Origin of the sequence: Ideonella margarita, assembly GCF_038066635.1 — a bacterium.
In the GTDB taxonomy this organism is placed as follows: domain Bacteria; phylum Pseudomonadota; class Gammaproteobacteria; order Burkholderiales; family Burkholderiaceae_C; genus Ideonella; species Ideonella margarita.
In genome coordinates this window covers 19,376-41,158 of sequence record NZ_JBBUTI010000004.1, presented here as the reverse complement: position 1 = coordinate 41,158, position 21,783 = coordinate 19,376, and the positions used below count along the sequence as shown (strand labels likewise).

The following is a 21,783-nucleotide window of genomic DNA, read 5'->3' as shown; positions in this document are numbered from 1 at the left end:
CCGTTACTCAGCGCGCAGGCAGAAGCTTGGCAGGATCGATGGGCTTGCCCTGGCGGCGGATCTCGAAGTGCAACTGCACGCGCTCCGCATCAGACGAGCCCATCTCGGCGATCTTCTGCCCACGCTTGACGGTCTGGTCTTCCTTGACCAGCAGCGTCTGGTTGTGGGCGTAGGCCGTCAGGTAGGTGCCGTTGTGCTTGACGATGACCAGGTTGCCGTAACCACGCAGACCCGAGCCCGCGTACACCACGCGCCCGTCGGCAGCCGCCAGCACGGCGTCGCCGGCCTTGCCGCCAATGGCCAGGCCCTTGCTGCGCACCTCATCGAACGAGGTGACCACCGGGCCGGATGCAGGCCAGGCCCACGGAATGTCGTCCTCAGCGTCCTTGGGGGCCGCCACCGGCGCTGATGCAGACGCGGCTGACGTTACAGACGAGGCAGCACCGCTGGCCGAACTGGCGGCCGAAGCGCTGGCGCCTGCGGCACCTGGCTTGGCATCCAGCGGCTTGGCGTCAACGCGCGGCGCCGTCACAGGCTTGGTGCTGACCACGGCTTCGCCAGCAGGCGGCACCACCTTCAGCACCTGCCCCACCTCGATCAGGTTGGGGTTCTCGATGCTGTTCCAGCGGGCCAGATCACGCCAGCCCTGGCCAGATTCCAATGCGATGCGCATCAGGGTGTCACCGGGCTTCACGATGTAGGTGCCCGGCTTGGCTTCCACCACGGGCGTGGCGGCAGTCGGCTTCGACGCTTCCGTCGACGCAACCGGCTTGCTGCCCGACTGCCGCGCGGCCCCGGAGCGCTCCTCAACCGGCGCCGGGTGACGGGGTGCCGCGCAGCCGGTCACCAGCAACAGCAATGCCATCGCACCCCAAACCCCTGCCGATCGACGCGCGTTCACGGTCATGCCCATGTGTTGTCCCTGTGATTCATTCAACGCCCGATTTTAAGGGGACGAACTGCACCATCTCGCCAACGGAGCGGTGATAGCCCTCAGCGTGGCGGTCAATGACCACCAGCACCTGACCGCGACCGTCCGGCGTGCGCGCCGGCGCCACCAGCCGCCCGCCCACCGCCAACTGCGCCAGCCAGGCGGCAGGCACGTCTTCACCGCCCGCAGCGGAGATGATCGTGTCGTAGGGTGCCTGTGGCGGATGGCCCAGCATGCCGTCGCCATACAGCAGCCGGCAACGGGGTACCTGCAGGGCCGTGAGGTGCCTGACCGCCAGCTCGTGGAGGGGCTTCAGGCGTTCGATCGACACCACCTGGGTGGCCATCTGCGACAACAGCGCGGTCTGGTAGCCGCAACCGGTTCCAATCTCAAGCACCCGGCCCAGGTGGCCAGTCTGCCGCGCGCGCTCGCCAAGGAAGGACCACTCGATCATCCGCGACACGACGGACGGCTTGGAGATGGTCTGCCCGAGCCCGATCGGCAGGCTGGTGTCTTCATAGGCCTGGGTAGCCAGCGCCGAATCGACAAACTGGTGGCGCGGCACGAGCAGCATCGCGTTGAGCACCGGCTCGCAGTGCACGCTCTCAGCCCGCAGGCGGGCGACCATGCGCTGACGCATCGCCGGGTTGTCCAGACCCAGCCCGCTCGACACCGTCAGACGTCGGGCGTCTTGTGCCGCCTCCTGCAACAACCGCTGCGGCCGCAAAGGCTCGGGCCGCGGTTTCGCACCCGGCGCCACCTGGTGCAGCGTGGCCGGAAACCGGCCCCGCGGCTTGTCTGAGGAATCGTTCATGGACGCCGCGTGCCCAGGCGCTGCGCCCAGTCGCCCATGCGGGCATGGTCGGTCAGGTCGGTTTGCAGGGGGGTGATGGAAATCTGTCCGTTGGCCACCGCATGGAAGTCGGTGCCCTCGCCAGCCTCGCGGGCATCGCCGGGCGGGCCGATCCAGTAGATGGGCTCGCCGCGGGGGCTCAGCTGGCGGATCATCGGTTCGCTGGCGTGGCGCCGGCCCAGCCGCGTGGTGGCCCAAGGCAGTTGCGCTGCATCGGCCCGGTTGGGAATGTTGACGTTGAGCAGCCAGGGCGCGGCCATGCGCTGCCCTGGCACGATCAGTGGCAGCACCGACTCCACCACCTTGCGCACCACCGCAGCGGCTTCGTCCAGATGGGCCCATCCCTTTTCGACCTGCGAGAAAGCAATGGCGGGGACGCCGAAGAGGAAGCCTTCCATAGCGGCGGCCACGGTGCCGGAATACAGCGTGTCGTCGCCCATGTTGGCGCCTTGATTGATGCCGGACAAGACCAGATCCGGGCGGTGCGGCATCAGGCCCGTCAAGGCAATGTGGACGCTGTCCGAGGGCGTGCCGGTGACGTACTTGAACCCCTTCTGCGGGCCGCTGTGCGCTTCATGCACCGACAGCGGACGCCCGAGCGTCAGCGAGTTCGAGGTGCCGCTGGCATTCTGCTCAGGCGCGATCACGTCGATCTCGCCGAGCCCCTGACAAGCCTGCACCAGGGCCGCAATGCCGGGAGCGAGGTAACCGTCGTCGTTCGCAATGAGGATTCGCATGCGACCCATTGTAGGGAGCGGCGCCCCGCCCTTGACGCCACCCCCGACAAACCCGCAAGTCGTCGCATTGGTGACGACAGGCGCCACTGGCGGCTGCGATCATGCTCAACATTCCGGACCAAACGAGGAGACCCGACATGCACGCTTGGCTTTGCAGCACCACCGACGGACCTGACAGCCTGGTCTGGCAACCCATGGCACAGCCGGAACCCGGCCCCGGAGAAATCCGCGTGGCCATCCAGACGGCCAGCCTGAACTTCCCCGATCGACTGATCACGGAAGGCAAATACCAGATCAAGCCGCCGCTGCCGTTTGTGCCCGGCTCCGAATTTGCGGGCGTGGTGGACGCCGTGGGTGAAGGCGTGCGGCACCTGAGCGTCGGGCAGACCGTGGCGGCCATCTCCAGCACCGGCGGCTTTGGCACCCACGCCGTGGTCAACGCGTTGCAGGCACTGCCCCTGCCGCCGGGCTTCGACATGGTCGACGCTGCGGCGTTTGCCTTCACCTACGGCACCTCGCACCATGCCTTGATGGACCGCGGGGCGCTGCAAGCCGGCGAAACGGTGCTGGTGCTCGGCGCTGCAGGCGGCGTGGGCACCGCCGCCATCCAGATCGCCAAGGCGGCGGGCGCCACCGTGATCGCGGCGGCCTCCAGCGATGCGAAATGCCAGCTCTGCCTGGACATTGGCGCGGATGCGACCATCAACTACACCACCATCTCGCTGCGCGACGCCCTCAAGGCGCTCACCAATGGCAAAGGCCCTGATGTCGTTTATGACCCGATTGGCGGCGAGCTGGCGGAGGCCGCCTTCCGATCCATCGCCTGGCGCGGGCGCTATCTGGTCATCGGCTTCGCGGCCGGCGGCATTCCTGCCCTGCCCTTCAACTTGCCGCTGCTGAAGGGCGCGTCGGTGGTGGGCGTGTTCTGGGGCGACTTCGTGCGGCGCGAGCCCAAGGCCAATGCCGCATCGCTCGGCCAGCTGGTTCAGTGGTACGCCCAGGGCAAGGTCAAACCCGTCATCGACACCGTGCTGCCGATGAGTGACGTGGCCACGGCCTTCGCCCGGCTGTCGGCCCGCGATATCCGGGGCAAGATCGTGCTCAGGAACCCGGCCTGACGGTGTTGTATGGCCCCCTGTTCGGGGGCTACCGGTCAGACACCCCCGCTGCTAGCATGGAAAAAATGACCACGCCAGCACCAAGGGACCAAGCATGACCGTGAAAGTGTTGATCCTCGAGGACAACCCCGTCGCCCGCGACTTTCTCTCGCGGGTGTTGCGGGAAGCTTTCAGCGATCCCATCACCATCACCGAAGCCGGCGACCTGGAAACCGCTCGCGCGCAAATCTCCCTGACCGGCCCGCAAGGCCTGCATGGCGCTGATCCGTTCAAGCTGATGCTCGTCGACCTCGAGCTGCCTGATGGCAACGGCCTCGAGCTGCTGGCCGAGCTGACCCAGTACCCCGCCACCAAGGTCGTCACCACGCTTTATTCAGACGACGACCACCTCTTCCCGGCATTGCAATGCGGCGCCGACGGTTACCTGCTGAAGGAAGACCGGTTCGAGGTGCTGGTGGAAGAGCTGCGCAAGATCGTGCTCGGGCAGCCTCCGCTGTCGCCCGCCATTGCACGCCGCCTGCTCACCCACTTCCGCCAAGGCTTGGCTGCGGGCTCGGCGCCGCCCTCGCCCGTCAACTCGTCGCTCACCTCGGCCTACCTGCCCGGCAGCAGCAGCAAGCCGGTGCCGATGGAGCGCACCGTTGAACTACCGCACCTGACCCCTCGCGAGATTGAAGTCCTGACCTACCTGAGCAAGGGCTTCACCATCAAGGAAATCGCCAACCTGATGGGCATCAAGTGGTTCACCGTGAACGACCACATCAAGTCCATCTACCGCAAGCTCAACGTGTCCAGCCGTGCTGAAGCTGCCGTGCTGGCCAGCAAGCAGGGCCTGGTCTGACCACCCTGCCTCCATGAGCGCGCAGCAGTACCCGGGCCCCGCGGAAGACGAGACACCCGCCACCGCGAACGACATCAGCGACCTCCCGCCTCCGCGCCAGCCGGCGCCGCTTGGCGCGCAGCGAACTGAAGACACAGGCTCGGAGGACCAAGGCCAGCCTGGACTGCCGCCCGGTGCAGCCGGCCTGGAATCCATGGTTCGAATTGGCTGGCGGCGACAAGCCTTGCTGCTGGCCGCTGTCATCGGCTGTCTCACGGTGTTCCTGCTGGCGCGGGCCATGGCCAACCTGCCCCACCTGCCCGCAGAGTGGCGCAGCAGCCCGGAGGGGCGCCTTGAATTGATCGCCAGCCCGGTGCAGGCGCTCCAGGCCCACATCGGCGCCGAGCTGGACGGCATCCGCGAACCCGACGGGCAGATCACGCACCTGAACGTGCTGGCCCTGGCTCACAGCGCACGCTGGATCACCGAAGACGCCTTGCGGCACGATCTGCTGGCCGCGCGCGTGGCCAGCGCCAAGGCTGTAGAGGCCGGAAAGGTAACGCTCGTCTTCTGGGACGGCAGCGAAGTGCCGGTGGCCACGCGGCCGCGCGGCTACGGCGCCCTCGGCGCCATGTTCTGGCTGATGTGCGGCTTTGCGATGGTGCTGTTCCTGGTCGGCTGGATCGTGCCGCTGGTACACCCCCGCTTCAGGAACTGGCTCTACGCCGTGATGGCCCACGCGCAGGCCACGCAACTGCTGCTGGGTGCCGTGTCCTCCGTGCCGGCGCTGGCATTGCCAGTGGCGCTGGTCGCGCACGAAAGTGTCTTCCGCACCCTGCTCGACCTCGTCACCTGCGGCGCGATCCTGCACGCTGCGGCGTCGCGCAGCTCTCTCTGGCAGAACCTGCTTGTCGCGGGCATGTGGGTGGGCGTGGGTACCTATGGTGCGCTGGCACTCGGCGGCGTGCTCGCGCATGAATGGTGGTGGGCACAGGGCCTGATGCTGCTGACCGGCCTGCTCTGCATCGGGCTGTTGAGCTGGGCGAACCGGGTATCGCCACACCCGTTTGCGGTGGTCATGCGCCGCTTCTGTCTGGTGACCGAAGCCTCTCTGCTGCTGCTGTCGCTGGCCGTGGCCATGATGCCGCTGATGCCACCGGAGATGCAGCCGGTGGCCGCCGTGGCACCCGTGATCTGGGGCGTGTTTTTCGCCTCGCTGATCCTGCTCGTGCCGTTCATCGCCCGCTCGCAGAACGTGATGCGCGAATTCGCGATGCTGGCGGGCATCAGCACCGTCGCCACCTCGGTAGACCTGCTGTTCGTGGCGGCGTTCTCGTTCAGCCAGTTCGCTTCGCTCACCTTGTCGCTGTTCCTGGCGCTGGGGGCGTATGCGGCGCTTCGGCAATGGCTGGTGTCGCAGATGATGGGCGCGCGGGCGCTGACCACCGAACGCATGTTCGAGCACCTCTACCGCATCGCGCGCGAGGTGGAAGCCCGCCCCGAACGCGCAGCCGACCGCATGATCGAGTTGCTGCGCAATGTTTTCGAGCCGCTTGAAACCAGCCGGGGCGAAGGCCGTGCCCAGTACAGCCGCATCCTCGGAAACGGCGCCGTGCTGCTGGTGCCGCTTCCCAACCTGATGCACGGGCCGGCGGTCGACGGCTTGGTGACGCTGCGCTTCGCCGAGCGCGGCAAGCGATTGTTCACCCCGGAAGATGCCCGTCTCGCTGACCGCATCCTCGAGCAGTTGATGCGGGCACTCGCCCATGACCGTGCGGTGGAGCGAGGCCGCAGCGAAGAGCGCGTGCGCATCGCCCAGGACCTGCACGACGACATCGGCGCCCGCCTGCTGACCCTGATGTACAAGGCGCCCAGCAAGGAAATGGAAGACTACGTCCGCCATACCCTGCAGGATCTGAAGACGCTGACGCGTGGTCTGGCCGCCAAGAAACACGCCTTGACGCTGGCCTCCGCCGAGTGGAAAACCGACATCGCCCAACGACTGTCAGCGATCGGCTGTGAGCTGGTCTGGCAGGCGTGTTACGACGACGACATCACGCTGACGATGGTGCAGTGGTCATCGCTGACGCGCATCCTGCGGGAACTGGTGAGCAATGTGATCTCGCACTCGAACGCGAAGAGCGTGCAGATTCAATGCCGACTGAACCAGGGCACCTTCACGATCGACCTGATCGATGACGGCAGCGGACGAACACCCGAGAAGTGGTCGCATGGTCTGGGGCTCGGCGGCATCCGCAAGCGCGTCAAGCTGATGGGCGGCACCGTCACCTGGCGGGAGCGCGAAGAGCGCGGCATCGTGTGCCAGGTCGTGATCCCGGAGCTCACCTCACCGGGCAGCAAAAAGGCTGCGGCCTGTTGAGGCTCAGTCAAACCCGGCTGCCAAAGCAAAAAGGCCCGCATCGCTGCGGGCCTTTTCACTGATATTGGGTGGGGTGGCTAATGGGACTCGAACCCACGACAACCAGAATCACAATCTGGGACTCTACCAACTGAGCTATAGCCACCACCGAATCAAGACCATGATTATAGCCTGAATTTCAGGCCTTCGGTCAATTCTTTGCAGAACTTGCGGCTGCGTCTGCAGCAGCGGTGGCGGCAGGCAACTTGACCTCCACCTTGAAGCGCTTTTTCAGCGCCTCCAGAAAGGCAGCCGACTCGGCAGCCGCCAGCGCCTGCGCCACATACGGACGGGCACGTTCAACGTCGGCGTCCGTGGCTTCACGCGGCACCTGACGCACCACCTTCATGGCCACGAAGCCCTGGTTGCCCATGTCGACGCCGACGGCGACAGCACCCTTGCTGACATCAGCGCGCAGGGCAGCATCGATGATCTGGCGCGGCAGGCCCTGGGCGCCGGTACGCGACACCATCAGGCTTTGCGGCAGCTTGTCTTCAGGCGACTTCTTCAGCGCCTCCACACGCGCCTGGCCGTCCTTGCGGGCAGCACTGGCGGCCTGCTCGATGCGGACCTGCTCCAGCACCTGGGCACGCACTTCAACCAACGGCAGCACGCGCTCGGGGTGGTACTCCACCACGCGGGCCGACACCAGCTGGTTCGGGCCGGTTTCCACGGCTTCGGTGTTGCGCTTGTTCTTCAGCGCATCCGTAGAGAACAGCGCCTCCAGCAGCTTGGCGGAAGCCAGCGGGCCGGTGGCGCCTTGCGCTGCCTGACGGCGAACGGTGGCGGCCTGGCGGCTCAGCTTGAGCTTGTCGATGACAGGCTGCAGGCTTTCCGGCATTTCGTAAACCATGTTGCTGAACTGCTCAGCTGCTTCGGCGTAACGCTTCTGGGCCAGTTGCTTGCTGACTTCGTCCACGATCTCGGCCTTGACCGATTCGAACGACTTGCGCTCACCACCACGCGCACCCGTCATCTGGATAATGTGGAAGCCGAAGTCCGACTCCACGACGTTCGAGATTTCACCGGCCTTCATCGAGAAGATCGCATCTTCGAACGGCTTCACCATCGCGCCGCGACCGAAGAAGTCCAGATCGCCACCCTTGTCGGCAGAGCCGGGGTCGTTCGAATTCTTCTTGGCAACCGCAGCGAACGTGGTCGGAGCCTTGCGGACTTCGGCCAACAGGGCCTCGGCCTTGGCCTTGGCCTTTTCACGCTCAGCGGCCGGTGCGTCCTTGGCCGCGTTGATCAGGATGTGGCTGGCACGGCGCTCTTCCTGGCTGGTGTAGCGCGACGCGTTTTCAGCGTAGTACTTCTGCAGGTCATCGTCACTCACCGTGACCTGCTTCTTCAGCGCAGCAAGGTCCAGCACGACAAACTCGATGTTGGCGTCTTCCGGCGAACGGAACTGGGCCGTGTGCGACTTGTAGAACGCCTCGATGTCGGCATCGGTCGGCGAAACCTTGGCCAGGTAGTCCTTGGCGTCGAACTTCTGGAGTTGCACGTCGCGCTGGTCAAGCAGCGCCAGCACGGCACCGTCGGTGACGGTCTTGCCGCTCAACGGGGTGTCGGTCACGCCGGCCAGCACCTGGCGCATCGCATAGTCCTGGCGCAGTTGTTCGGCGAACATCTCGGAGCTCATGCCGCGGGCAGCCAGGAAGGCCTGGTTCACGTAGCCGTCAGCATCACGCAGTGCAGCGTACTGGGGGTCGGTCTTGAACAGGCGCTGCAGGCGCGTGTCAGAAACCACCAGATGGTCCTTCACGACCGAAGTCATCAGCACCCGCTCGCGCACCAGGGCGTCCAGCGTCTGGCGCTGCATCTCGGGCGTGTCGAACATCTTGATGTCGGCTTGCGGCATCTGCTGGCGCAGCCGCTCGATCTGCTGGCGGTGAGCCGCCTCGAGTTCGCTCTGCTTGATCGACAAGCCGTCGATCGATGCCACCGAGCTGTTGGCCTTGTCGGTGAAGCTCGAATAGCCCTGCACCCCGAAAAACACGAAGGACGGGAAGATCAGCAAGACCAGCAAGCCTTGCAGGAGACGGGTGTGTGCGCGAACGAAATCGAACATGTATCCAAACCTTGTAGGAGGCGGGCTGCCCAGAAACGACAAAGGCGAACGGGTGTTCGCCTTGCTTCCGGGTCTGCGTGCGCCGCGCGCGATTCTAATGAAAAAGCGCTGACATTCCGCGGTGGTGGGTGCTGAGGGGCTCGAACCCCCGACCTACGCCTTGTAAGGGCGCCGCTCTACCAACTGAGCTAAGCACCCGCGGAACAATCAGTTCAGTGCGTCTTTCAGGCCCTTGCCCGGACGGAACTTCGGCACCTTGGCCGACTTGATCTTGATGGCTTCGTTGGTGCGCGGGTTGCGACCAGTGCGAGCGGCACGCTTGGTGACAGCGAAGGTGCCGAAGCCGACGATCGAGACACTGCCGCCCTTCTTCAGGGTGGTCTTCACGCCGCCAATGATGGCTTCCAGGGCGCGGGCTGCAGCGGCCTTCGAAATGTCGGCCTGCTGTGCAATGTGTTCGATCAGCTCTGACTTGTTCACGAAAGTAACCCTCTTACAAAACTAACGCGTGGGATGAGTAACCGGATCGTTGCCGGGAGGTCTCTGTCGGACCAAAAATCATTACAGCGTTGCGAGCACAGTGCTGTCAAGCGAGAGGGCGGATTCTAAGCGCAAACCCGGGGTGGGTCGGCCGTTCGGGGCGCCAATTCGGCCACGAATTGGCAGCGGCCCGCGTGCAGAGACTTACCGCGCCTTGGCGCGAATTTCGGGCAGGGCCTTCTGCAGGTAATACACCATCGACCAGATGGTGAGCACAGACGCAATGATGATCAGGCCGGTGCCCCACCAGCTCGTGTCGATCACGCCGAACAGAACGCCGTCAAATAACAGGAAGGGAATGGCCACCATCTGCACGGTGGTCTTCAACTTGCCGAGCATGTGCACCGCCACGCTGCGCGACGCACCGATCTGCGCCATCCATTCACGCAGCGACGAGATCGCGATTTCGCGCCCGATGATCACCAGCGCAATCAACACATCAACGCGTTGCAGATGCACCAGCACCAGGAGTGCGGCGCACACCAGGAACTTGTCGGCGACAGGGTCCAGGAAGGCGCCGAATGCGGAGGTCTGGTTGAGCTTGCGGGCCAGGTAGCCGTCCAGCCAGTCGGTGGCGGCAAACACCACGAACATGACCGTGGCCACGAGGTTGCGCGTGGCCACGTCCACCGAAGGCAGGTAGAACACACCGACGATCAGGGGGATGGCCACGATGCGGGCCCATGTCAGCAGCGTCGGTATCGTGAGAAACATGTCGCGATTCTGCCTCTGATTTAGGACGCGCCGCCGCGCCTCCACACCGATCGCTCAATCGTCCAGCGTGCGGGGCTTGAAATGGCGGTCGTCGTTGAACAAAAAGGTCTCGGTGAACTTCCAGGGTTTGGGCAGTTTCGACACATCGCCATACGGCGCGGCGCGGTGAACGGCATCAATCGCCAGCTGCGCCGCGTCGCGGGCCTGCTTCGGGTAGCGCAGCACGTCTACCTTGGCCACGGAACCGTCAGCACGCAACTCCACTTCCAGCACGGGCACGGCCAGCAGCGGCTCTTGAACCTTGCCGGTGTAACTGCTGTCCGGGTGTGCCGCCACCAGGCGCTTGGCCGCCCGAACCTGATATTCACGCCAGCTGCGCAGCTGGCCGGTGGGGGGCGCCAGCGTCGGGCGCCCAGCCGGTGCCGCCGCTGGCGGGCTGGGCGCGCGCTGCGGGGTTGGCGCTTGGGTCGGTGCGGGCGCAGGTGGCGGCACGCCGCATCCCGTCAACACCGCCGCAAGGCCGGCCACGCAGGCCGCGACACCCCGGGCACGCAAGGCCTTCACCACCCCGCTCCGGGCAACGCCAGACAACCGCTCGTCAATGAAGCGCACGATAGATCTCCTCTGCCAGTTCCCGCGAGATGCCTTCCACGGTCGCGAGGTCGTCGATGCCCGCATTGGCCACGCCCCGCACACCACCAAATCGCTGCAGCAGTTTCGCGCGTTTTTTGGGGCCCACGCCGGGGATGTCCTCCAGCCGGCTGCCACCGGTGCGCACACTGGCACGTTTGGCGCGCATGCCGGTGATGGCGAAGCGATGGGCCTCGTCGCGGATCTGGGCCACCAGCATCAGCGCGGCGGAGTCCGGCGGCAGCGTGAGCTTGTCGCGGCCGTCCGCAAACACCAGCTCCTCCAGGCCCACCTTGCGGCCCTCGCCCTTCTCGACGCCGACGATCAGATTGACATCCAGCCCGAGGGACTCGAACACCTCGCGCGCCATGCTGACCTGGCCTTTGCCGCCGTCCACCAGCACGATGTCGGGCAGACGCACCTTGGCGGTCGCGGCAGGCGGGCCGTCGGTGCGCACCACCTCGGCCAGCTTGGCATACCGGCGCGTCAGCACCTGGCGCATCGCCGCGTAATCGTCGCCGCCGGTGATGCCCTCGATGTTGTAGCGCCGGTACTCGGCGTTCTGCATCTTGTGGTCCTGGAAGACCACGCACGACGCCTGCGTGGCTTCGCCCGCCGTGTGGCTGATGTCGAAGCACTCGACGCGGAAGGTATCGAGGTCGTCGACCGCCAGGTCCAGCGCATCCACCAGCGCGCGGGTGCGCTCGCGCTGCGAGCCCTCTTCGGCCAGCAGACGCGCCAGCGCCAATTCACAGCCGGTGATGGCCATGTCGAGCCAGATGCGGCGTTGCTCGCGCGGCTGGTGCTGCGCCACCAGCTTCACGCCGGTCTGGGCAGACAGCGCCTGCAGCAGCGCCTTGTCCACGGCCAGGCTGGTGACCAGCAGGGGTGGCGGTGTGCCTTGCAGGTAATGCTGCGCGATGAAGGCCTGCAGCACCTCGCGTTCGGCGCGCTGCATCAGGCTTTGCGCGGTCTGGGGCTCGGCGTCGTTCTCTGTGGTCAACGCCGCTGGCTCTGCGGGGTTGTCCGCATCGCCATCCAGCGCCAGCGCTTCCTCGGCCAGCACGGCGGTGGCGTCTTCCACATGGGCCGGGAAGAACGCCCGGTCGCCCAGGTGACGACCACCACGCACCATGGCCAGGTTGACGCACGCACGCCCACCGGCCACCTTGACGGCCAGGATGTCGACATCGCGCCCGCCCACCGACAGGCTGCTCTCGTCCATCGACTGCTGGTGCTGCACCTTGGCCAGCGCGGCAATGCGGTTGCGCAGCTCGGCCGCCTTCTCGTACTCGAACACCTCGGCGTGGGCCATCATCTGGCCCTGCAACTCGTCCACCACCTGCTGCTGCTCACCAAGCAGGAAGCGCTCGGTGTCGCGCACATCGCGGGCGTAATCGGCCGGGGTGATGAAGCCGACGCACGGCCCGGAGCAACGGTGGATCTGGTACAGCAGGCACGGCCGCGTCCGGTTGTTGAACACCGTGTCTTCGCAGGTCCGCAGGCGAAACACCTTCTGTATCAGGTGGATGGTTTCCTTCACCGCCCAGGCGCCCGGGTAGGGGCCGAAATAGCGGTGCTTGCGGTCGACGGCGCCGCGGTAATAGGCCACCCGCGGAAAGCCATGCGACACGAGCTTCAGGTACGGGTAGCTCTTGTCGTCGCGGAACAGGATGTTGAACTTGGGGTTCAACGTCTTGATCAGATTGTTCTCAAGCAGCAGCGCTTCCGCCTCTGTGCGCACCACCGTGGTTTCCAGCCGGGCGATGCGCGACACCATCACGCCGATGCGGGTGCCGCCGAGGTCCTTCTGGAAGTAGCTCGACACGCGCTTCTTCAGATCCCGCGCTTTGCCGACATACAGCACGGTGCCATGCACATCGAAGTAGCGGTAGACACCCGGCAAGCCCGGCAGCGCAGCCACCTCGGCCAGCACGCGTTCACGGGCGGCCACCGCCGCGCGCACCGCCGCTTGGGCATCGGCCTCGATGGCGTCAGCCCGGGCCGCCTCCGCGCGCTCGGTGTCGGCCCGCGCAGCGTCGGCAGTCGGGCCGGCCTTGGTCGGCTCGTCGGGGGAAGGGGTCTCAGACTCAGCGCTCATTGGGGCGGCATTGTGCCGCTTCGATAATGGCTGCCATGCCTGCGCCTGCAACAACCCTGCCAACCGCCCCGCTCCGCTGGGACATCTTCTGCCGTGTGATCGACAACTTCGGCGACATCGGCGTTTGCTGGCGCCTGGCCCGTGATCTGCACACGCGCGGCCACCAGGTGCGCCTGTGGGTCGATGACCCCGCCGCACTCGACTGGATGGCACGTGGTGGCGGGCAGCCGGGCATCGAAGTGCGCCGCTGGATGGATGTGGCCGCTGGCCCAGCCGCCGACACCATGCCGGGCGATGTCATCGTCGAAGCCTTCGGCTGCGAACTGCCAGCCTCATTCATCGCGGCGATGGCGAAGACCGCAAGCACCGGCCCGGCGCCCGTCTGGCTGAACCTCGAATACCTGAGTGCCGAGCCTTATGTGGAGCGCTCGCATGGCTTGAAATCACCGCAGTTCAGCGGCCCGGGCGCCGGCCTCGACAAGTGGTTCTTCTACCCCGGCTTCACCCCGAAGACAGGCGGCCTCTTGCGCGAACCCGGCCTGATCGAGCACCTCGATTCCCTCGACCGCGCCACCTGGCTGTCGCGTGCCGGCATCCACTGGCAGCCCGGCGAGTCGCTGGTGAGCCTGTTCTGCTACCCGGGCGCGCCGATCGCCGAATGGCTGCAGGCCTTGCCGCCGGAGCCGACCCTGCTGCTCACCGCACCGGGCGCCGCCACGCAATCCGTCGAGGCGCAACAGTTGCCCAGCCACATCCGTCAGCACGCCCTGCCCTTCCTGCCGCAGGAAAGCTTTGATGAATTGCTGGCCGTTTGCGATGTGAACCTGGTGCGTGGCGAAGACTCCTTCGTGCGGGCGCAGTGGGCCGGCCGGCCCTTCATCTGGCACATCTACAGCCAAGAAGACGGCGTGCACGCCGGCAAGCTGGACGCCTTTATTGATCGCCACGTGGCCGGCGCCTCAGCCGCCGTGGCCGAACAACTGCGCGCCGCCATGCGACGCTGGAACGGCCTGGACGCCTCGCCCATGCAGTGGCCCGAGCGAGCCGGGTGGAGTGATCTGACCCTCGCCTGGCGACAGGAATTGCTGGCCCAAAACGACCTCGTGACCCAGCTACTTCATTTCGTCGCCGAAAAGCGATAAAATTCAAGGCTTTGCGGAAAACAGGCCCGCGACCATTGCCCTTTTGCCGGGCTGGACACCACTGTGTTGACTGAAGCCCTCTGCTGTCTGCCTTTGAGCACAGCACAGAGCAAGACACAGCGAATCCATCTGGCCAACCGGCGACGCTCATGGCCCTTTTAGGCGGGTAGCCCACACGGGGCAGCCCCAGCCGGCCGCTGACACACCCCAGGCCGCCCATGTGCGGCGGCCTCGTCCACACCGGAAACTCACCATGAAACTCGCTCAGGAAATCCGCGCCGGCAACGTGATCATGCAGGGCAAGGACCCGATGGTCGTGCTCAAGACCGAATACAGCCGTGGCGGCCGTGGCGCTGCCACCGTGCGCATCAAGATGAAGAACCTGCTGAACGGCGGCGGCGCCGAAGTGGTCTTCAAGGCTGATGACAAGATGGACCAGATCATTCTGGACAAGAAGGACTGCACCTACTCGTACTTCGCTGACCCGATGTACGCGTTCATGGACGCCGAGTACAACCAGTTCGAGATCGAAGCCGAAAACATGGGCGACGCCCTCAGCTACCTGCAAGACGGCATGGAAGCTGAAGTCGTGTTCTATGACGGCAAGGCCATCTCGGTGGAACTGCCGACCAGCGTCGTGCGTGAAATCGAAACCGACCCGGCCGTCAAGGGCGACACGTCGGGCAAGGTGCTGAAGCCTGCGAAGATCGTCGGTACCGGCTTCGAAATCATGGTGCCGATCTTCGTTGAAAACGGCGACAAGATCGAAATCGACACCCGCACCCACGAGTACCGCAAGCGCGTCTGATCGCGCACGGCACTCACCCGGCTGCACGGCGGCCCGGGTACGGCATCATGGGCACCTTCGGGTGCCCATTTGCATTTCTGAACCATGGCTTTTGATTTCGACCACGCCGTCACGGCCCCCTTCCGCATGCAACCGGGCTTGCGCAAATGGGAAGGCAACGCAACGCAGCTGACCCCCAACCGCCCCGGTGCGCGGCACCTGCGCGAAAAGCTCGCCATCCTCATGACCTGGCCCGAGCGCGCCTTGCAGCAGGTCGACGGTTTTGATGCCACACCCGCGCTCGACGCGCTGGCGGCACAGGCCGCCCAAGAGCACCCGGCGGCGTTCCAGATCGTCCACGGCCACACCTGGCAAGCCACCTGGCTGGGCTGGGCGGTAACGCCGGCCGGTGAGGTGCGCGACATCGGCAGCACGCTGCCGGAGGTGGGCGCCTGCCTGGCTGCGCTGCCCGTTGAATGGCGGCGCGCCGGTCTGCTGGTGCTGGCCTTCGCCGAAGACTTCGCCATCATCGACGGGGCCAACGCCACGCTGCCCTGGCTGGCGGTGTGCCTGCCCTCGCACTGGGCACCACAAGACAAGATCGGCCGCCACTTTGCGCAGGTGCATGCGCCCGTCGCCGACAACGCCGTGCTGATCAAGGCCGGCGAGCACCTGATGCGGCTGGCCTGCGGCGCGCAGCGCTGGGAGCGTTTCGTCTGGAACCTCACCCGCCACCCGCGCCTGAACAATCACCCTGCCACGCTGGACCCGTCGCCCTGGCCCGCAGAGGCCGACGCGAATGCACTGGCCGCACTCACCTGGTTCCGCACCGAGCAGCAGACCTTCATTCCGCTGCCGGAGCGCCAGCAGGCGGTGTTCACCATCCGGGTCGACACGCAGCCGCTGCCCGAGGCCATCACCACCGCCGCACAGGCCCGGGCCCTGGCTGAGGCCGTGGCCACCATGAGTGAGGCCGTGCTGGATTACCGCGACATGGCCGACGCCCGGGGTCGGCTGCTTGACTGGCTGAACGCCCGCGCTTCGTTGTGAGCGAGCCCACCATCGACACAACAACCGCCACCGTGCTCGACGACATCTGGCGCGCTCACGACCTGCCCGCGCGCTGGGCCGGCAGCAGCCACTTCGTCGCGCTGCTCACGAATTTTGGGATGGGCGAAGCGTTCCTGTCGCTGCGGCGAGCCTGGCTGAACGACCCCGGTCGCAGCCAGCGGCTGACGGTGGTGGCTGTCGCTGGCCAGCCGCCTGACGGGCTCGACCTGCTGGCAGAGGACGCCGCGCTGGCGCCACACTGGCTGGCCGTCAAACCCGGCATCACCCCGGGGCTGAACACCATCGAGTGGCCCGACCAGCCGATTCGCCTGCTGCTGGCCGTCGGCCCCTTGGCCGGCTGGCTGAGCGAGCTGACCCTGCAAGCCGACGCGGTGCTGATCAGCGATGGCCCGGAAGAGGCCCGATCGGCCAATCAGCCAGTGGATGACGACCGGCTTGGCAAGGCCTTGGCTCGCCTGTGCGCACCCGACGCCACCTTGACAGCGATGCCCGCCAGCGAGCCGCTGCGTCGTGGCTTGCGGCAGGCTGGGTTTGTGGCGGCTTACCCGGAGGCGAGCCACAGCGCGCTTGCCAACATCTGGCACGCCCATCGCGTGGCACGCCCCGGCACCACAGCCGCACCCGCCGGCCGACGCGCAGCGACGCAGCGACGTACCGCACTCGTGCTGGGCGCCGGTCTGGCCGGCGCCAGCGCAGCGCGCGCCCTGGCACTTGAAGGCCTGCAGGTGACGGTGCTGGAGCGCCGCGACCAGGCCGCACAGGAAACCTCAGGCAACCCGGCCGGGCTGTTTCATCCGGTGGTGCACCCGCAAGACGGCGCCCATGCGCAGTGGCTGCGCGCGGGCGCGGCACGCACGGCCCACCTGTTGCGCCCATTGGTGGGCGAACAGGCCGACGCCTTGGTGCCGGGCGCCGTGGCGGGTTTGCTGCGCGGTGCGCAAGGTCAAGACCCCGCCGCCATGGCCGCGCTGCTCACGCAGCAAGAACTGCCAGCAGCCTGGGCACAGGCACTGCCTGAAACAGCTGCGCACGATCGCTCCGGCGGCGTGCTCAACGGCCCCGCATGGCTGTTCCAAAACGCCGGCTGGGTCAGCCCTGCTGCGCTGGTGCGGGCCTGGCTGGCAGAGCCCGGCATACAGCTGCGCACCGGCCAGACCGTGGACCGCATCGCACCCCTCAGCACCGAGGTTGATGGCCAAGCCGATGACAAAATTCACGGCTGGGCCGCCTGGAGCATCGATGGCCAACTGATCGCTCACGCCGATGTGCTGGTGCTGACCAACGCCCATGGCGCACCGCGGCTGCTGGCACCGTGGACCGACGCTGCTGACTGGCCGCTGGATCGCCAGCGTGGCCAGATCAGCCAGCTCACGGCCGCGCAGGTGCAATCGCTTGACGGCTTGCCACCATTGCAGGAGCTGCCCCTGGCCAGCGGCAGCTACCTGATCAAGCTGCCAGCGGCCCAGGGCGGCGGCATGGTGTGCGGTGCCACCCACCAGTTCGATGATGACGACGCCACCGTGCGGCCAGACGACCATGCACAGAACCTGGCACAGGTCGCGGCATTGGCGGGGCGGCCGGAAGCTGCTGCGGGGTGGGCCATGACGGCGGACGCCATGCAAGGCCGCGTCGGCTGGCGCCAGGTGTGCGCCGACAAGCTGCCTGTGCTCGGCCCGGTGGCAGCCACAAAGCTGGACGGCCTGCAACGGCTGGAGCAACCCCGGCATGTGCCGCGGGTAGAAGGCTTGTACGTGATGGCCGCGTTGGGCTCACGCGGTTTGTCACTGGCACCGCTGATGGGTGAAGTGCTGGCGGCTTGGGTGTGTGGCCAACCGATGCCGGTGGCCTCAAGCCTGCTGGATGCCGTGGATGCTGCCCGGTTCACCGCGCGCGCACGTCGGCGCGGCGGTTGAAGCGGTGCACGGCGTGCCCTGAAGCGTGAGCTCAGGCGGCCGGGCTGTCGCCGGCAGCAGGCGCATCTTCAGAGGCGCCCGGCTCTTGGCCTTCGGCCAGTTGTTCGTCGGTCAGCTCAGGCAGACCGGCGGCCTTGCGTGCAGCTTTTTCCTCCTTCTTGCGTTTCTTGGCGAGCTCGCGCTGGCGCTTTTCGTAGCCGTAGTTGGGCGTGGCCATGGGCCGTCCTTTGCATGAAGGGAAAAAAATGGCGGTGTCGGAAGACACCGCCTTGGGCTCAACGATACACCCACCGGCTCATCGGCTCGGGCAGTGCAGCGCAAGTTCAGAAGTTCAGGGTGCGCACACCTTGCGACGTGCCGAGCAGGCAAACCCGCGCCTTGTGGTGACCGAAGATGCCCACGGTGACCACGCCGGGCCACTGGTTCACTTCGTTCTCCATGGCCAGCGGATCGCTGATCTGCAGACCGCGCACGTCGACGATCACATTGCCATTGTCGGTGGTCACGCCGGCACGGATGCTGGCCTGGCCGCCGTACTGGCTGGCGAAGCGGCGGATGACCTGAGAAGCCGCCATCGGAATCACCTCCACCGGCAGCGGGAAGGCACCCATCACGTCCACCAGCTTCGATTCATCGGCGATGCAGATGAAGCGCTCGGCCAGATCGGCGACGATCTTCTCGCGCGTCAGCGCGGCGCCGCCACCCTTGACCATGTAGCCGTGGTGATCGATCTCGTCGGCACCGTCGATGTAGACCGGAATGGCCGTCACCTCGTTGCTGTCGAGCACCGGAATGCCGTGCGCTTTCAGGCGTTCCGTGCTCTTGATGGAGCTGGACACCGCGCCAGCGATCTGGTCCTTCATCGTTGCGAGGGCATCGATGAAGCAGTTCACGGTAGAGCCCGTGCCCACGCCCACGATGCTGCCCGGCACCACGTAGGCCAGAGCGGCCTGGCCCACCAGGGCCTTGAGTTCGTCTTGCGTCATGCCGTGATTATCGCCTCTGAGACAATGCAGGCTGACACCCCGAGACGCACGATGGCCCTGATTCCTTACGCACTGACCCGCCCCTTCCTGTTCGGCCTGGACCCGGAAGCCGCCCATGACCTGACGATGAACAGCATGGCCCGGCTGCAGAACACGCCGGCCCAATGCCTGTGGGCGCAAACGCGCGTGGCCGATCCGGTCACCGTCGCCGGGCTGAAATTCCCGAACAAGGTCGGCCTGGCCGCCGGTCTCGACAAGAACGGCCGCTGCATCGACGGCCTGGGCGCGATGGGCTTCGGCTTCATCGAAGTGGGCACCGTGACGCCGAAGGCGCAGCCGGGCAATCCGAAGCCGCGCATGTTCCGTCTGCCGCAGTCGAATGCGCTGATCAACCGCCTGGGCTTCAACAACGAAGGCCTCGATGCCTTTCTGGCCAATGTGCGCAGCGCCCGCAGCTTCCGCGCGGCCGGTGGCGTGCTGGGCCTGAACATCGGCAAGAACGCGGCCACGCCGATCGAGAACGCGGTTGACGACTACCTGATCGGCCTGTCGGGCGTGTATCCACATGCCGACTACGTGACGGTGAACATTTCCAGCCCGAACACCAAGAACCTGCGGGCCCTGCAGAGCGACGACGCGCTGGACGCCCTGCTGGGCGCCATCAATGAGCGCAAGCAGCGCCTGGCCACCGAGCACGGCAAGCAGGTGCCGGTGTTCCTCAAGATCGCCCCGGATCTGGACGACGACCAGGTTCGGGTGATTGCCGCGACGCTGAAGAAGCACGCCATGGACGGCGTGATCGCCACCAACACCACCATCGCGCGTGATGCGGTGAAGGGCCAGATGCACGCCGAAGAAACCGGTGGCCTCTCGGGCAGCCCGGTGCTGGCGGCCAGCAACCGGGTGATCCGCGCCCTGCGCGGTGAGCTGGGTGCGGGCTTTCCGATCATCGGCGCCGGTGGCGTGCTCAGCGGTGCCGATGCGCGCTCGAAGATCGAAGCCGGTGCAGACCTGGTGCAGATCTACAGCGGCCTGATCTACCGTGGCTCCGAGCTGGTGCCCGAAGCCGCCCGCGCCCTGATCAAGCGTTGATCAGCCAAACAGCCAGCGCACCAGCCCCAGGCACAGGCTGGGGAAGAACAGCATGGCGGTGGTGCGCAGCACGTCGGTGGCCAGGAACGGCAAGACGCTGCGGTAGGTGTCGTTCATCGGCACGTCCCGCGCGATGCTGTTCACCACGTACACGTTCAAGCCCACCGGCGGGGCCGTCATGCCGATGCCCACGGTCATCAGCACCAGAATGCCGAACCAGATGGCCTTCATCTCGGGCGCCAGGCCCCACAGGTCCAGGCCCATGATGGCCGGGAAAAGCACGGGGATGGTCAGCAGCATCATCGAGAGCTCGTCCATCACGCAGCCCAGCACCACATAGAACAGCATCACCGCGCCGACGATCCAGAGTGGCGCCACGTGCAGGTGCGTTACCCAGTCGGCCAGCAACTTCGGCATCTGGGTCAGGGCCAGCGCCGCGTTCATCATGTCGGCGCCCAGAAAGATCATGAACACCATGGCCGAGGTTTCGGCTGTGCCGACGAAGCTGCGGCGAATGCCTTCCGCGCTGAGTTCACGCCGGGCCATCGCCGCGACAAACGTGCCTGCGGCCCCCACCGCCGCGCCTTCTGTGGGCGAAAACACGCCGCCGTAGATGCCGCCGAACACGGTGATGAAGATCAGCACGATCGGCCAGATGCCGGCCAGGGCGCGCCAGCGCTGTGCCCACGCCAACGGGGCGCTGGGCGTGGCCAGCTCCGGCTTGAAGCGGCACACCAGCGCAATGACGATCAGGTAGCCGACCATCGCCAGCAAGCCGGGCACCAAGGCCGCGGCAAAAAGCTTGGCGATGTTCTGCTCGGTCAGGATGGCGTAGACCACCAGCGGCACCGACGGCGGGATGAGGATGCCCAGCGTGCCCCCCGTGGCCAGCGTGGCGGTGGCCAGGCCGCCGTTGTAGCCATGCTTGCGCATCTCGGGGTAGGCCACCTGCGTGATGGTGGCCGAGGTGGCCACCGACGAGCCGCACACCGCCCCGAACGCCGCCGCACTCAGGATGGCCGCCATCGCCAGGCCACCGCGGATGTGGCCGACAAACGCTGCCGCCGCCTGGAACAAGGCGCGAGACAAGCCGCCCTGCGTGGCGAACTGCCCCATCAGCAGGAACAGCGGAATCACCGACAGGTCATAAACCGTGAGGCGCGCCACCGCGCTGCCCTTGAGCAGGTTGAGCAACGCCATGTCGTTGCTCATGCCCCAGTAACCCAAGGCGCCGGGGATGAACATCGCGGCTGCAATCGGCACCCGCAGGGCCATCAGCACCAGCATGCCTGCAAACATCAGCAGGCCCGTCGTCATCGCATCCATTCAAATCCCTTCGGCGGGTGGCAGCAGGTCGGTGCCGCGCGCGTGGGCCGCAGCCTGCATCAGCGCCACCAGGGCAGAGAGCGCCAGGCCCGGCGCCAGCGACGCATAGGCCCACCACATCGGCAGAGACAGGATCATCGAGGTCTCGCTCACCTCGCGCGCGCCCACCGCCCCCACCGAGGTGCGCCAGGCCAGCAGGCCGCACATCAGCGCCAGCAGCAACGCGCCCAGCGCGTCCAGCCAGTGGTTGCTGCGCGCGGCCAGGCGCTGGGTGAAGAAGTCAACAATGATGTTGGCCTTCTGGAGCTGGCACCAGGGCAGGCACAGCGAGATGCACAGCGCGATGCCGAACTGCGTGATCTCGACATCGCCCTGCACCGGCATGAAGCCGGTGGCGCGCTTGATGATCGAGACCACGGTCATCACCGCCACGGCGCTGGCCACCAGCCCGCCCAGCCAGGCAAACGCCTGGGCCACATGCTGCAACCAGCGCGTCATGCGGGCCTCTTGCTCTTGAAGTGAATGCGCAGCA

At 66.3% G+C, this 21,783-nt stretch carries 20 protein-coding genes and 2 tRNA genes; 8 read left to right on the top strand and 14 right to left on the bottom strand.

Translation table 11 applies throughout. The annotated features are described in order from the left end of the window. Positions 1-7 precede the first annotated feature (7 nt). From AACH00_RS05555 to surE, 3 genes are all read right to left on the bottom strand, one after another. Complete coding sequence (locus tag AACH00_RS05555; protein WP_341398094.1) at positions 8-865, bottom strand: peptidoglycan DD-metalloendopeptidase family protein; 858 nt, start codon at positions 863-865, stop codon at positions 8-10. 64 nt (positions 866-929) lie between these two features. After that, entirely contained in the window at positions 930-1,745 is an 816-nt protein-coding gene (locus AACH00_RS05550) for a protein-L-isoaspartate(D-aspartate) O-methyltransferase (protein ID WP_341398093.1), read from the bottom strand. Then, a complete protein-coding gene (gene surE / locus AACH00_RS05545; RefSeq protein WP_341398092.1) occupies positions 1,742-2,521 on the bottom strand; it encodes a 5'/3'-nucleotidase SurE in 780 nt (259 codons plus the stop codon). The genes AACH00_RS05550 and surE overlap by 4 nt, the downstream gene beginning before the upstream one ends. A gap of 137 nt (positions 2,522-2,658) precedes the next feature. Between surE and AACH00_RS05540 the strand changes: the two genes are divergently transcribed. The 3 genes from AACH00_RS05540 (at position 2,659) to AACH00_RS05530 (ending at position 6,839) form a co-directional block, all read left to right on the top strand. Next, positions 2,659-3,639, top strand: a complete 981-nt coding sequence (locus tag AACH00_RS05540) for an NADPH:quinone oxidoreductase family protein (protein WP_341398091.1) — start codon at positions 2,659-2,661, stop codon at positions 3,637-3,639. 94 nt (positions 3,640-3,733) lie between these two features. Beyond that, entirely contained in the window at positions 3,734-4,480 is a 747-nt protein-coding gene (locus AACH00_RS05535) for a LuxR C-terminal-related transcriptional regulator (protein ID WP_341398090.1), read from the top strand. Positions 4,481-4,493: 13 nt separating this feature from the next. After that, the gene (locus AACH00_RS05530) at positions 4,494-6,839 is read left to right on the top strand and encodes a sensor histidine kinase (protein WP_341398089.1); all 2,346 of its coding nucleotides are present in this window, start codon (positions 4,494-4,496) and stop codon (positions 6,837-6,839) included. 69 nt (positions 6,840-6,908) lie between these two features. Here the strand turns inward: AACH00_RS05530 and AACH00_RS05525 are convergent. The 7 genes from AACH00_RS05525 to uvrC all read right to left on the bottom strand — a co-directional run bounded on the left by AACH00_RS05525 (position 6,909) and on the right by uvrC (position 12,934). After that, positions 6,909-6,984, bottom strand: a tRNA-His gene (locus AACH00_RS05525). Positions 6,985-7,029: 45 nt separating this feature from the next. Next, the gene (locus AACH00_RS05520) at positions 7,030-8,949 is read right to left on the bottom strand and encodes a peptidylprolyl isomerase (RefSeq protein WP_341398088.1); all 1,920 of its coding nucleotides are present in this window, start codon (positions 8,947-8,949) and stop codon (positions 7,030-7,032) included. Between the two features lie 122 nt (positions 8,950-9,071). Then, a tRNA-Val gene (locus AACH00_RS05515) sits at positions 9,072-9,147 on the bottom strand. Between the two features lie 9 nt (positions 9,148-9,156). Beyond that, positions 9,157-9,429, bottom strand: a complete 273-nt coding sequence (locus AACH00_RS05510; protein WP_341398087.1) for an HU family DNA-binding protein — start codon at positions 9,427-9,429, stop codon at positions 9,157-9,159. Between the two features lie 204 nt (positions 9,430-9,633). Then, a complete protein-coding gene (gene pgsA, locus AACH00_RS05505; RefSeq protein ID WP_341398086.1) occupies positions 9,634-10,203 on the bottom strand; it encodes a CDP-diacylglycerol--glycerol-3-phosphate 3-phosphatidyltransferase in 570 nt (189 codons plus the stop codon). 54 nt (positions 10,204-10,257) lie between these two features. Further along, positions 10,258-10,815 (bottom strand): hypothetical protein, encoded by a 558-nt coding sequence (locus AACH00_RS05500; RefSeq protein WP_341398085.1) that lies wholly within the window; start codon positions 10,813-10,815, stop codon positions 10,258-10,260. Continuing rightward, complete coding sequence (uvrC, locus tag AACH00_RS05495) at positions 10,802-12,934, bottom strand: excinuclease ABC subunit UvrC (protein WP_341398084.1); 2,133 nt, start codon at positions 12,932-12,934, stop codon at positions 10,802-10,804. The genes AACH00_RS05500 and uvrC overlap by 14 nt, the downstream gene beginning before the upstream one ends. 35 nt (positions 12,935-12,969) lie before the next feature. Between uvrC and earP the strand changes: the two genes are divergently transcribed. From earP to mnmC1, 4 genes are all read left to right on the top strand, one after another. Continuing rightward, positions 12,970-14,076: an elongation factor P maturation arginine rhamnosyltransferase EarP gene (gene earP / locus AACH00_RS05490; RefSeq protein WP_341398083.1), complete on the top strand. Its 1,107-nt coding sequence runs from the start codon at positions 12,970-12,972 to the stop codon at positions 14,074-14,076. A 253-nt stretch (positions 14,077-14,329) separates the two neighbouring features. Continuing rightward, a complete protein-coding gene (gene efp / locus AACH00_RS05485; RefSeq protein ID WP_341398082.1) occupies positions 14,330-14,884 on the top strand; it encodes an elongation factor P in 555 nt (184 codons plus the stop codon). Between the two features lie 84 nt (positions 14,885-14,968). Next, positions 14,969-15,913 carry a heme-dependent oxidative N-demethylase subunit alpha family protein gene (locus AACH00_RS05480; protein WP_341398081.1) on the top strand — a complete coding sequence of 315 codons (945 nt, stop codon included), beginning with the start codon at positions 14,969-14,971 and terminating at the stop codon, positions 15,911-15,913. After that, positions 15,910-17,847 (top strand): FAD-dependent 5-carboxymethylaminomethyl-2-thiouridine(34) oxidoreductase MnmC1, encoded by a 1,938-nt coding sequence (gene mnmC1, locus AACH00_RS05475; protein WP_341398080.1) that lies wholly within the window; start codon positions 15,910-15,912, stop codon positions 17,845-17,847. Before AACH00_RS05480 ends, mnmC1 begins: the two co-directional genes overlap by 4 nt. A 31-nt stretch (positions 17,848-17,878) precedes the next feature. On the opposite strand, the gene AACH00_RS05470 is transcribed toward mnmC1, so the two are convergent. Further along, positions 17,879-18,064, bottom strand: a complete 186-nt coding sequence (locus AACH00_RS05470) for a hypothetical protein (RefSeq protein ID WP_341398079.1) — start codon at positions 18,062-18,064, stop codon at positions 17,879-17,881. A 106-nt stretch (positions 18,065-18,170) separates the two neighbouring features. Beyond that, entirely contained in the window at positions 18,171-18,833 is a 663-nt protein-coding gene (gene rpiA / locus AACH00_RS05465; RefSeq protein ID WP_341398078.1) for a ribose-5-phosphate isomerase RpiA, read from the bottom strand. A gap of 51 nt (positions 18,834-18,884) precedes the next feature. Between rpiA and AACH00_RS05460 the strand changes: the two genes are divergently transcribed. Next, complete coding sequence (locus AACH00_RS05460; protein WP_341398077.1) at positions 18,885-19,925, top strand: quinone-dependent dihydroorotate dehydrogenase; 1,041 nt, start codon at positions 18,885-18,887, stop codon at positions 19,923-19,925. Here AACH00_RS05460 and AACH00_RS05455 read toward each other — a convergent pair whose 3' ends face one another. Together AACH00_RS05455 and AACH00_RS05450 are read right to left on the bottom strand one after the other, a co-directional pair. Continuing rightward, entirely contained in the window at positions 19,926-21,251 is a 1,326-nt protein-coding gene (locus AACH00_RS05455; protein WP_341398076.1) for a TRAP transporter large permease, read from the bottom strand. Beyond that, a complete protein-coding gene (locus tag AACH00_RS05450) occupies positions 21,252-21,749 on the bottom strand; it encodes a TRAP transporter small permease (RefSeq protein ID WP_341398075.1) in 498 nt (165 codons plus the stop codon). Between the last annotated feature and the right edge of the window lie 34 nt (positions 21,750-21,783).

Bases quoted from the DNA above. Each gene is read 5' to 3' on its own strand.
- AACH00_RS05555 (WP_341398094.1), bottom strand. From the start codon at position 865: ATGGCATTGCTGTTGCTGGTGACCGGCTGCGCGGCACCCCGTCACCCG.
- uvrC (WP_341398084.1), bottom strand. From the start codon at position 12,934: ATGAGCGCTGAGTCTGAGACCCCTTCCCCCGACGAGCCGACCAAGGCC.
- earP (WP_341398083.1), top strand. From the start codon at position 12,970: ATGCCTGCGCCTGCAACAACCCTGCCAACCGCCCCGCTCCGCTGGGAC.
- AACH00_RS05460 (WP_341398077.1), top strand. From the start codon at position 18,885: ATGGCCCTGATTCCTTACGCACTGACCCGCCCCTTCCTGTTCGGCCTG.
- AACH00_RS05455 (WP_341398076.1), bottom strand. From the start codon at position 21,251: ATGGATGCGATGACGACGGGCCTGCTGATGTTTGCAGGCATGCTGGTG.
- rpiA (WP_341398078.1), bottom strand. From the start codon at position 18,833: ATGACGCAAGACGAACTCAAGGCCCTGGTGGGCCAGGCCGCTCTGGCC.
- AACH00_RS05550 (WP_341398093.1), bottom strand. From the start codon at position 1,745: ATGAACGATTCCTCAGACAAGCCGCGGGGCCGGTTTCCGGCCACGCTG.
- AACH00_RS05530 (WP_341398089.1), top strand. From the start codon at position 4,494: ATGAGCGCGCAGCAGTACCCGGGCCCCGCGGAAGACGAGACACCCGCC.
- AACH00_RS05540 (WP_341398091.1), top strand. From the start codon at position 2,659: ATGCACGCTTGGCTTTGCAGCACCACCGACGGACCTGACAGCCTGGTC.
- efp (WP_341398082.1), top strand. From the start codon at position 14,330: ATGAAACTCGCTCAGGAAATCCGCGCCGGCAACGTGATCATGCAGGGC.
- AACH00_RS05480 (WP_341398081.1), top strand. From the start codon at position 14,969: ATGGCTTTTGATTTCGACCACGCCGTCACGGCCCCCTTCCGCATGCAA.
- AACH00_RS05520 (WP_341398088.1), bottom strand. From the start codon at position 8,949: ATGTTCGATTTCGTTCGCGCACACACCCGTCTCCTGCAAGGCTTGCTG.
- AACH00_RS05470 (WP_341398079.1), bottom strand. From the start codon at position 18,064: ATGGCCACGCCCAACTACGGCTACGAAAAGCGCCAGCGCGAGCTCGCC.
- pgsA (WP_341398086.1), bottom strand. From the start codon at position 10,203: ATGTTTCTCACGATACCGACGCTGCTGACATGGGCCCGCATCGTGGCC.
- AACH00_RS05450 (WP_341398075.1), bottom strand. From the start codon at position 21,749: ATGACGCGCTGGTTGCAGCATGTGGCCCAGGCGTTTGCCTGGCTGGGC.
- surE (WP_341398092.1), bottom strand. From the start codon at position 2,521: ATGCGAATCCTCATTGCGAACGACGACGGTTACCTCGCTCCCGGCATT.
- AACH00_RS05535 (WP_341398090.1), top strand. From the start codon at position 3,734: ATGACCGTGAAAGTGTTGATCCTCGAGGACAACCCCGTCGCCCGCGAC.